Source organism: Neisseria perflava, from assembly GCF_024170405.1.
Lineage (GTDB): Bacteria > Pseudomonadota > Gammaproteobacteria > Burkholderiales > Neisseriaceae > Neisseria > Neisseria perflava_B.
Genome location: NZ_JALJYC010000041.1, coordinates 1 through 10,141, shown reverse-complemented (window position 1 = coordinate 10,141; position 10,141 = coordinate 1). Strand labels below are relative to the sequence as shown.

Below are 10,141 nucleotides of genomic sequence, written 5' to 3'. Positions count from 1 at the left end.
TTTAACAACAGTGAAATAAAATCTCAAATTTCTATTTTGAAACAGTTAGTAAAAGGTAATTTGCTCTAATTATCTAGTACAGCCCCAAATTTAATCTTGCATACAGGCGGTTGTGTTTCAAAGTCTGTTTGCCATGCGGAGCGCAAGGTCAATGTTTATTCGGTTCTTCGTGTTCATGCTCGTGGCTATGTTCATGTTCGCTTTCTTTGCCAATCGGACACAATACGCTGTTTTCATGCGGATGGCGGCGGCTTTCCACTTGGATGGTGCAGTGGGCGATGTTCAAATGCGACAAATCATGTTCGATTTGATACACCAGCTGTTCCGCCTGCGCCACGGTCAAAGCGCCGTCCACCACGATATGACAGGATAACACATTGACATTGCTGGTAATCGTCCAGACATGCAAATCGTGTACCGATTCCACGCCTTTGGCTTTTTGAATTACTGCCAGCACTTCATCGGTATGGATATTTTCCGGCGCACCTTCCATCAGTATATGCAGGGTCTGCTTCAACAAATGCCAACCGCTGCGGCCGACCAAAGCCGCCACCAGCACGCTGGCCACGGGGTCTGCCCATTGCCAGCCGTAGGCCATCATCAACAGCGCCGCAACAATCGCGCCAATCGATCCGAACAAATCGCTGATCACATGCAGATACGCGCCGCGCATATTGACGTTGTCTTGCGTATCGCTGTTTCTCAGCATATACACGGCCACGGCGATATTCACCAACAAACCAATAACGCTGATGACCAACATGCCGACGGTGGCGATTTCGGGCGGCTCAATCAGGCGTTTGACCGCTTCGTAAAAAATCAGCGCGGCAATCACCATCAGCGTCAGGCCGTTAAACGCCGCCGTCAGAATTTCAAAGCGCTTGTAGCCGAAGGTTTTGCTCAGCGTGGTATCGCGTTCGCCGAATTTAAAGGCCAGCAGCGCCACGCCCAGCGAAAAAGCGTCGCTGAACATATGCCCAGCGTCGGACAGCAACGCCAGCGAATGCGTCAGCCAGCCGCCAACCGCCTCCACCAGCATAAACAAGGCAATCACGGCAAACGATACGCCTAAAACTTTTTTATTCGCCGTATGCGTGTGGGCATGGTCGTGGCTGTGATCATGATGGTGTGCCATATGCTTTTCCTCTTCCGTTTCGGAGTGCGCAGCCTGCCTGTGGTATGGCCTTTACTGCTTTATGCTCTGCTCAAAATCTTCCAACATATCCAGCTCGAAGCGGCTAAACCCTGCCCGCTCGCGCGCTTCAATGTTAACGTAGCCGCGAAAAATAAACATATCGTAACGCGCCAGCAGATTGCGGAACAGCACTACCGGCTCCAAACCGCGTTCGCGGCAAAGATACTGATACCAATGGTTGCCGAAACGGACATGGCCGACTTCATCGCGGTAAATAATATCCAACACGGCGCAGGTTTCTTCATCACCGCGCTGGGCGACTTTGGCGCGTATGCCCGGCGTTACATCCAAGCCACGCGCCTCCAAGACACGCGGCACCAGCGCCATGCGCAACAAGGGATCGTAAGCGGTTTTATACGCCATGTCCCACAAATGCGCGTGCGCCTCAAAATCGCCATAATCAAAACCGTGTTCGCGCAATCTGTCGCGCATTAAATTGAAATGGTGTACTTCTTCTTTCGCCACCTGCACCCAGTCGCACACAAACTGCGCCGGTAACGTGCGGAAGCGGTAAGCGGCGTCCAAAGCCAAATTAATCGCGTTAAACTCAATATGGCAAATGGCATGCAGCATGGCGACATAGCCTTCCGGCGTGGACATCTTGCGCGGCGTGACCTGTGTCGGCGCCACCAGCAGCGGCTTGGCAGGGCGTCCGGCATAGCGAAAATCCAGAGGAGGCGCAGTATCGCAGACGAGTTCGGAGGCCGTCTGAAGCTCAGCAAACAAGGTATTGGTCAGCGTGCTCTTTTCATCGGGATTATCGGCTAGTAAAGCACGCTCCAGTAAAGGATAAGGATTGTACGGCATGATTTTTGTTCCAACTATTTTCCAAATTATACGCGTTTTCGTTTCAGACGGCCTACTCTGCTCACTAGGCCGTCTGAAAGCAGCAAAAAAAGCCGACTCTTTCGAGCCGGCTTTTGCGTATCCGCGAGGATTAGAATTTGTATTGAGCACCCAGACCCAAGTAGTCTGCGCCTTTCCATTTCACGCCGTTGTCGCTGCCACGTTTGAAGTAGTGGTCGTAATCGGCACGAACAGTCCAGTGGTCGGTCAAGTCGTAGCTTGCGCCGATACCGGCAGTTGCGCGGGCTTTGGTTTTTTTGTAACCGTCACCGCGATGTTGTACCGCAGCGATACCGACTTTACCGAATACGCGGGCTTTGTTGTCAAAGCTGGTACCAACGGTCAAACGGGTTGCCAAAGTATGATTGCGGGCATTGAAGTGGCTGCTGCCGTCTTCTCTGGTGTATTTGTGTTTGGCCGCGCCTTGGTAGTACAACTCACCACCCAAGTATTGGTTGAATTGAACACCCACACCGATTTGACCGGCAAAACGGTTATCACGGTCATCGTATTCACCGTCGGAAGTGGACAAACCGTCACGCAATACGCCTACGCTGCCGAATACATAAGGTACGGCGCATTTGCAAGGTGCAGCGGCCACAGGCGCAACCACAACCGGCTCAGGCTCTTTAACAACCGGAATGGCAACCGGACGCGGGGTGTTGTCGGAGAACCAGTTGTCACATTGCTGCATGCTGACGCGGACAGGATTACCGGCAGCGTCTTGGTAAACATGAATCGGCATATCCGGGCTGAACGGAATGTATTTGCCTTGCAGAGCTCTAGATACACCGTCGCGACCACCTTTACGGCCAACGCCCAAGTCACATGCGCCCAAACGGTATTGCGAGCCCAAGTCTTTGATAGTGGCGGTACGCACAGACACTTCGCCCGCGCGTTTCAACGCAGGTTTATGAGTAAAAGACTGGTAGAATTTGGCATTACCGGCTTGTACGGCAGCGTCACATTCGGCAGCAGTATCATAACCCACGTTGCCATGAGCATCCGTTACCATACCCGCATGTGCTTCAAAAGAAACAAAAGAAGCGCCCAGCGCCGCTACTGCGGTGAGCATTTTAATATTTTTCATTATTGACTCCAATTTATCAAAACAAACCAATGTACCGCGAGGCACATGAATTTGGCGCATAAATGTTAATCCAATTTTCCCAAACTTACCTAACGGTATTACAGAAAATCACATTATTATTTCATTCAAGTCTCTTCCTTACAACAAAGTAAAGACAGATACTATTTCAATCCCTCTTTTCAGAAGGATAATGCCGTCATTTTAAACAAATGCAATGATTTCAGCATAAGATTATTTCTAACGGCGTTCAAACCCAACAAACGGCATGTTCACCAACCCTTTCCCACATAAAAAAGCCGACTCTTAAAGAGTCGGCTTTCTGATTCATCATTCAAGCATGAATTAGAATTTGTATTGAGCACCGATACCGAAGTAGTCAGCGCCTTTCCATTCGATGCTGTTTTCGCCTTTACGTTTGAAGTAGTGATCGTAATCGGCGCGCAATGCCCAGTGGTCGGTCAGGTCGTAAGTTGCGCCCAAACCGGCAGTAGCGTGTACTTTGGTTTTGTCGTAACCGTCGATTTTATGTTGGATACCAACCACACCGGCTTTCAAGAACACGCGGGTTTGCGGCAGAACTTCAGTACCCAAAGTCACACGGCCACCGTAGGTGTTGTTACGGGATTTGAAGGTATCGCCGTTATCCGCTTCAAATTTATGTTTGGCTGAACCTTGGTAGAACAGCTCTGCACCCAACCATTCGTTAAATTGCAGACCGGCACCGACTTGACCGGCAAATTTGGTGTCGTTATCGTCAACCCAATCGGCTTCGATTCGATCGTTCAACACACCCAAAGTACCGAACACATACGGACGCAAACCGGATTTAGCAGCAACCACCGGAGCGGCAACTACCGGAGCGGCAGCGGCCACCGGAGCAGCTTTACGCTCAACCGGCAGCGCAACAGGGCGCGGTGCGTTGTCGGAGAACCAGTTGTCGCATTGTTTCATGGTCACGCGTACCGGTTTGCCGGAAGCGTCTGAATAGACATTAATCGGCATATCCGGGTGGAACGGAATGTATTTGCCATGCAGGGCAGAAGCAACGCCATCTCGACCTTCTTTATGGCCGACACCCATATCACATGCACCCAAGCGATATTCTGGGCCCAAATCTTTGATGGTTGCCACGCGCACAGAAGCCTCGCCTGCACGTTTCAGCGCAGGTTTGTGGGTAAATGATTGGTAGAATTTGGCACGACCGGATTGTACGGCGGCATCACATTCGGCAGCGGTATCATAACCGACGTTACCGTGGCTATCGGTAACTGAACCGGCTTGCGCGTCGAAAGCAGCAAAAGAAGCGCCCATTGCGGCCAAAGCAGTCAATAACTTAGTATTTTTCATAGTAAACTCCGTTTTTTAAAGGATAAACCGACACACAGTGACATCTTTGCATGCACGACTTATTGTTTTTATCTTAATACAGCATTTTTTATTTGGCTAATTTCACTGCATAAAATATGACAAACAATAGGAAATATTCGCGTCTTTACAACAATGACTTTCTTGTAAAATTGACGAAAATCCTGAGAATCCGTCTGATTTTTGCGTCCGCAGTTAAATAATTGTGAATCAGCCTCCTGCCTTTTCTATAAAACTTATTGAATTTCAAAAAATTAAATGCAATCTGAAAATTTTACAAAATTTAAATGCCTGGTTTTACCCTTGCATGCGGCGTGATACCCGCTATACTAGGTCATCAATGTTATACCCTAACAAGGAAAAATACAGCATGAAACAAACCTCTTTTCTGAAATGGCTGACTGCCATCAGCTTGAGCGCCTCCATCGGTTTGGCGCAAGCCGGTGCGGTGGACGCTTTAAAAAAATTCAACAATGATTCAGACGGCATCAGCGGCAGTTTCAGCCAAACCGTCAAAAGCAAAAAGAAAACCCAAACCACCAGCGGCACGTTCCAAATCCTGCGCCCTGGTCTGTTTAAATGGGAATACACCAAACCCTATAAACAAACCATCGTCGGCGACGGCAAAACCATTTGGCTCTACGATGTGGACTTGAAACAAGTGACCAAATCGTCGCAAGACCAGACCATTGGCGACAGCCCGGCGGCGATTTTGTCCAACAAAACCGCTTTAGACAGCAGCTATACTCTGAAAGAAGACGGCAGCGCGGGCGGCATTGATTATGTATTAGCCACGCCAAAGAAAAATAATGCCGGCTACCAATATATCCGTATCGGCTTCCGTGGCGACAATTTGGCCGCCATGCAGCTCAAAGACAGCTTCGGCAATGAAACTACCATCAATTTCAACAGCTTGAACACCAAGCCGAATCTGTCGCGCGGCAGCTTTAAATTCACACCGCCCAAAGGCGTAGATGTATTGAGTAATTAAATACCTGCCCGTTAAGGCCGTCTGAAAACAACACTGTGATGTTTTGTTTTCAGACGGCCTTGTTTCATCTGCCGTTTTTATCGGGCAGATTAGCAATCCTTATGCAAAATTGTAAACAAAATCCCGCAAATAGTGTTACCATCAGACCTTGTTTTTTGCGTTTGGAACGGCCATGAACCCCTTATTAGATAAACTCCAACCCTACCCTTTTGCCCGCCTGCGCGCCGCCATGCAGGGCTTGTCCGCGCCCGAAGGCATCACGCCTGCACCGTTGCACATCGGCGAGCCGAAACATGCCACGCCGAAAATCATTACCGATGCGCTGACCGCATCTTTGGCCGAACTCGCCTCCTACCCGCTGACCGCAGGCCTGCCTGAATTGCGCCAAGCCTGCGCCGACTGGTTAAACCGTCGTTACGACGGTCTCTCTGTTAATCCCGATACCGAAATCCTGCCGGTTTTGGGCAGTCGTGAAGCGCTGTTTGCCTTTATCCAAACCATTTTAGACCCGACCGCCGAGGGTGAAAAACCGGTAGTCATCAGCCCCAATCCGTTTTACCAGATTTACGAAGGCGCAACCCTGCTCGGCGGCGGCGAAATCCGTTTTGCCAACTGCACTGCGCCCACCTTCCAACCGGATTGGCAAAGCATTCCCGAAGATGTCTGGCAGCGCACCAAAGTCGTGATTGTCTGCTCGCCCAACAACCCCACCGGCAGCGTATTGACGCTGGACGATTGGCAAGCAATCTTCGCCCTGCAAGACAAATACGGCTTCGTTATTGCCTCCGACGAATGCTATTCGGAAATTTATTTCAACGGCAACAAAACCCTCGGCGGGCTGCAAGCAGCCGCTGCGCTGGGGCGCAGCAATAAAGGTTTGGTGATGTTTACCAGCCTGTCCAAACGCTCCAACGTACCCGGTTTGCGCTCCGGCTTTGTGGCGGGTGACGCGGAATTGCTGAAAAACTTCCTGCTCTACCGCACCTACCACGGCAGCGCCATGAGCATTCCCACCCAACGCGCCAGCATTGCCGCATGGAACGATGAAGAACACGTTATCGAAAACCGCCGCCTGTATCAGGAAAAATTCGATAAAGTCATCCCAATTCTGCAACAGGTATTTGATGTCAGCCTGCCCGACGCATCGTTTTACGTGTGGTTGAAAGTGCCCGACGGCGACGATTTGGCCTTTACCAAAAACCTGTGGCAGAAAGCCGCGATTCAAGTTTTGCCCGGCCGTTTCTTAGCACGCGATACCGAGCAGGGCAACCCGGGCGAAGGCTATGTGCGCATTGCCTTAGTAGCCGATGTAGAAAGCTGCGTCAAAGCGGCCGAAACCATTGTATCGCTGTACCGTTGATAAGCTGATTAACGATTCGCATAAACCGTAAGGCCGTCTGAAAACCAATATTTTTCAGACGGCCTTTGTCGGTTGGCAAACAGCCCTATAAATATTCCCAACCCCTTTTACCTTGCCTGACATGCTGTTTTAAAAATAAAATTCCCTTATTCTTCCTTACACCAGCGAGCAATACTGATGTTTTTCGTCTTATCCCCCGCCAAAAACCTAAATGAAAAAGACCCGGCTCCAATCAGCGCACACACCCAGCCCGACCTGCTGCCGCAAGCCGAAATCCTGATGGGCGAACTGCGCCGCCTGGCGCCGCAGCAAATCGCCGAGCTAATGCACGTTTCCGACAAAATCGCCCTGCTCAACGCCGAGCGCAACGCCGCTTGGCACACCCCGTTTACCCCCGACAATGCCAAACAAGCCGTGTATCTGTTTAACGGCGATGTGTATGAAGGCATAGATGCCGCCAGCCTTTCCGCTGCGCAAACGCAATACCTGCAACAACACGTGCGCCTGCTCTCCGGCTTATACGGCCTGTTGCGTCCGCTGGATTTAATCCAACCCTACCGCTTGGAAATGGGCACCGCCTTTGCCAACTCGCGCGGCAAAAACCTGTACGAATTTTGGGGCGACCGCATTACCGACCTGCTCAACGATACGCTGGCGCAAGCGCAAGACAAAGTATTGATTAATCTGGCTTCGCAGGAATATTTCAAATCCGTCAACACCAAAAAACTCAATGCCCGCCTGATTACGCCCGTGTTCAAAGACAAGAAAAACGGCCAATACAAAATCATCAGCTTCTACGCCAAACGCGCGCGCGGTCTGATGGTGCGCTATGCCGCAGAGCACAACCTGACCCAAGCCGAGCAACTGCTTGACTTCGATTACGAAGGCTACGCCTTCAACGCCGCTGCTTCCAGCGACTCGGAATGGGTGTTTACCCGCGTGGAACAATCCAAGTAAAAACAAAACGCTAATCCGAAACCCTAAAATTCAGCTTGGCAAAACCGCCGAAATCCTTTAGTATGCGCACTTCAAGAAACGGAAGCGTGGCAGAGCGGTTTAATGCAACGGTCTTGAAAACCGTCGAGGGTTGATAGCCCTCCGTGAGTTCGAATCTCACCGCTTCCGCCAATCTTGAATCCTTTAGGAGGTGTGGCAGAGCGGTTTAATGCAACGGTCTTGAAAACCGTCGAGGGTTGATAGCCCTCCGTGAGTTCGAATCTCACCGCCTCCGCCAAGATTAAAAGCGCTGCTCTCGGGCAGCGCTTTTTGCATTTGCATGCTATTGCATTATCCCGTAATAAAAATAGGCCGTCTGAAAAATGCCGCGCTATCCGGCAATATTTTTCAGACGGCCTTATTTTTAGCCCATCACATTTTCTCGCTTATTCCGCCCAGTTTTTCTTCTTGCTGGTCTGGCCTATGCCCGGGTTGAAACTGTTGGTCGGGTCGAGTTTGCGGTAAAACTGTTTCAATTCCGGCTTAGCAACATACAGATGGCCGACGTTGTGTTCTGCCGGATATTGCGCACCGCGCGCGTCCAAGAGCTTCCACATCTCGTGTTCCAAAGCAATGCAATCGTGGCCTTTTTTGACGATATAGTCTTGGTGGAACACATGACACATAAAATGACCGTAATACAGCTTGTGGCTGATTTTGCTGTCGATTTCAGACGGCAGGTGTTCGTACCAGTCGCGGTCGTCGCGGCGCAGGGCGATGTCGAGGGCGACAATATCTTCCACTTCGTTTTCATGCACAATGCGGTAGCGGATGGCGGCAGAGGCCACGGCAAAACGGTGCAGCATGGCCGCTTGGGTTTCCTCCGGACTGCACTCGAAATAGCTGCTGCTTTTATCGGCAAAATACTGTTTCAAATAGGCGCGCGCCTCATCCACGCCCTCGCCGCCCATTTTCAAAATCAGATGGTGCTCGTATTTGTCGCGGTATTGGCGCATGGATTTGGGCAGGTGGTCGGGCAAAAATTTGCTGACGAACTGTAAAACCTTATCGGATAAATGCTTGGGTAAAAAGCTGATTTTTTTACTGAATCGATCTACCCGCGCTTTAAAATCAAACAATTTGGGCAGCTGGTGCGTACCGAATTTTTTAATCACATAAAACGTGTCTTTGCCATAAACATCGGCAATATCGAAGGCATCGCGATGGATGTATTCGCCCGATACCGGCAGCGATGTAAACTCGCCCAGCGCGGCGCGGCGGATGTCGGTCAGCTCGTTGATGTCGTTGGTGCCGATATAGAACACCGCCGTTTTCTTCTCCTGCGGGAAGGTGTCGAGGCGAACGGCAAATACCATCAGCTTGCCCGCGCAGCCCGAGGCTTCGTAATGCCGCGCAGGGTCGGCATTGAAACGGGCGGCGGTTGGCTCGTCGATTTGACGCACATGCTCGCAGTAGGCGTGGTCATGACCTTTGCCCGCGTTTTGGGTAATGTCTTTTTTCTGGTAATGCCAGCCTTGCAGGTTGGTCAGAATTTCTTCCGGCGTATCGCCCAAATCGATGCCCAAATGGTTAACTAAATTCAGACGGCCTTCGGCATCAATTTCGGCAAACAGCGCCATTTCGGTATAAGCCGGCCCGCGCTGCACCAGCGAACCGCCGGAGTTGTTACACACGCCGCCCAACACCGACGCGCCGATACACGACGAACCAATCACCGAATGCGGCTCGCGCCCCAGCGGTTTGAGCAGCAATTCCAACTGATTCAAGGTCGAACCGGGCAGGCACACCACCTGCTCGTTGTTGTTAATCGGCTGGATAATGTTCATGCGCATGGTGTTGACGATGACGATGTCGCGGTCGTAATCATTACCGTCAGGCGTCGAGCCGCCGGTCAAGCCGGTATTGGCTGCTTGGGTAATCACAATCACATCCGCTTCTACGCAGGCTTGTAAAATTTGCCACATTTCCAACAGCGTACCCGGCCGCACCACCGCCAGCGCCTTGCCCTCGCCGAAGCGGTAGCCCTGACGGTATTGCTCGGTTTTGGCGGGATCGGTAATGATGTATTTGTCGCCAACGGTCTCGGTAAGTTTTTGAATCAGTTGCGAAGCGGTCATAGGGTTCTCCAAACGCGGGACAGCGCGATAAAACTTGTTATCAATAAAAAACACACCGATTGTAGTAGCATGTTGCGATGAAGTAAATAAAGGCCGTCTGAAAATGCAAAATGATTTTCAGACGGCCTTACATTCGCATACCAACTGCAACTTTCTTAAAAACAGAAAAGGCCAGTATGTAGTAGCATACTGCCTTTCCTGACAAGAAAGATTGTAATGA

General features: G+C 50.7%; 8 protein-coding genes and 2 tRNA genes. 5 read left to right on the top strand and 5 right to left on the bottom strand.

The annotated features are described in order from the left end of the window. Nucleotides 1–148: 148 nt before the first annotated feature. The 4 genes from J2T37_RS11080 to J2T37_RS11065 form a co-directional block, all read right to left on the bottom strand. Entirely contained in the window at nt 149–1,135 is a 987-nt protein-coding gene (locus tag J2T37_RS11080) for a cation diffusion facilitator family transporter (protein WP_253355911.1), read from the bottom strand. Nucleotides 1,136–1,186: 51 nt separating this feature from the next. Further along, nucleotides 1,187–2,002 carry a ferritin-like domain-containing protein gene (locus tag J2T37_RS11075; RefSeq protein WP_253355909.1) on the bottom strand — a complete coding sequence of 272 codons (816 nt, stop codon included), beginning with the start codon at nt 2,000–2,002 and terminating at the stop codon, nt 1,187–1,189. A gap of 130 nt (nt 2,003–2,132) precedes the next feature. Continuing rightward, nucleotides 2,133–3,131: a porin family protein gene (locus tag J2T37_RS11070; RefSeq protein WP_253355907.1), complete on the bottom strand. Its 999-nt coding sequence runs from the start codon at nt 3,129–3,131 to the stop codon at nt 2,133–2,135. Nucleotides 3,132–3,473: 342 nt separating this feature from the next. Continuing rightward, nucleotides 3,474–4,478: a porin family protein gene (locus J2T37_RS11065; protein WP_253355905.1), complete on the bottom strand. Its 1,005-nt coding sequence runs from the start codon at nt 4,476–4,478 to the stop codon at nt 3,474–3,476. Nucleotides 4,479–4,866: 388 nt separating this feature from the next. Between J2T37_RS11065 and lolA the strand changes: the two genes are divergently transcribed. From lolA to J2T37_RS11040, 5 genes are all read left to right on the top strand, one after another. Continuing rightward, on the top strand, nt 4,867–5,487 hold the full coding sequence (lolA, locus tag J2T37_RS11060) for an outer membrane lipoprotein chaperone LolA (protein WP_253355902.1): 621 nt from the start codon (nt 4,867–4,869) through the stop codon (nt 5,485–5,487). Nucleotides 5,488–5,659: 172 nt separating this feature from the next. Next, nucleotides 5,660–6,847: a succinyldiaminopimelate transaminase gene (gene dapC, locus J2T37_RS11055; protein ID WP_253355900.1), complete on the top strand. Its 1,188-nt coding sequence runs from the start codon at nt 5,660–5,662 to the stop codon at nt 6,845–6,847. 177 nt (nt 6,848–7,024) lie between these two features. Continuing rightward, nucleotides 7,025–7,804 carry a peroxide stress protein YaaA gene (gene yaaA / locus J2T37_RS11050; protein ID WP_253355898.1) on the top strand — a complete coding sequence of 260 codons (780 nt, stop codon included), beginning with the start codon at nt 7,025–7,027 and terminating at the stop codon, nt 7,802–7,804. An 80-nt stretch (nt 7,805–7,884) separates the two neighbouring features. After that, a tRNA-Ser gene (locus tag J2T37_RS11045) sits at nt 7,885–7,975 on the top strand. 15 nt (nt 7,976–7,990) lie between these two features. Beyond that, nucleotides 7,991–8,081: transfer RNA gene (locus J2T37_RS11040), tRNA-Ser, on the top strand. A 148-nt stretch (nt 8,082–8,229) separates the two neighbouring features. On the opposite strand, the gene dld is transcribed toward J2T37_RS11040, so the two are convergent. Next, nucleotides 8,230–9,921, bottom strand: coding sequence for a D-lactate dehydrogenase (gene dld, locus J2T37_RS11035; RefSeq protein ID WP_253355896.1), 1,692 nt, complete (start codon nt 9,919–9,921; stop codon nt 8,230–8,232). Nucleotides 9,922–10,141: the final 220 nt, after the last annotated feature.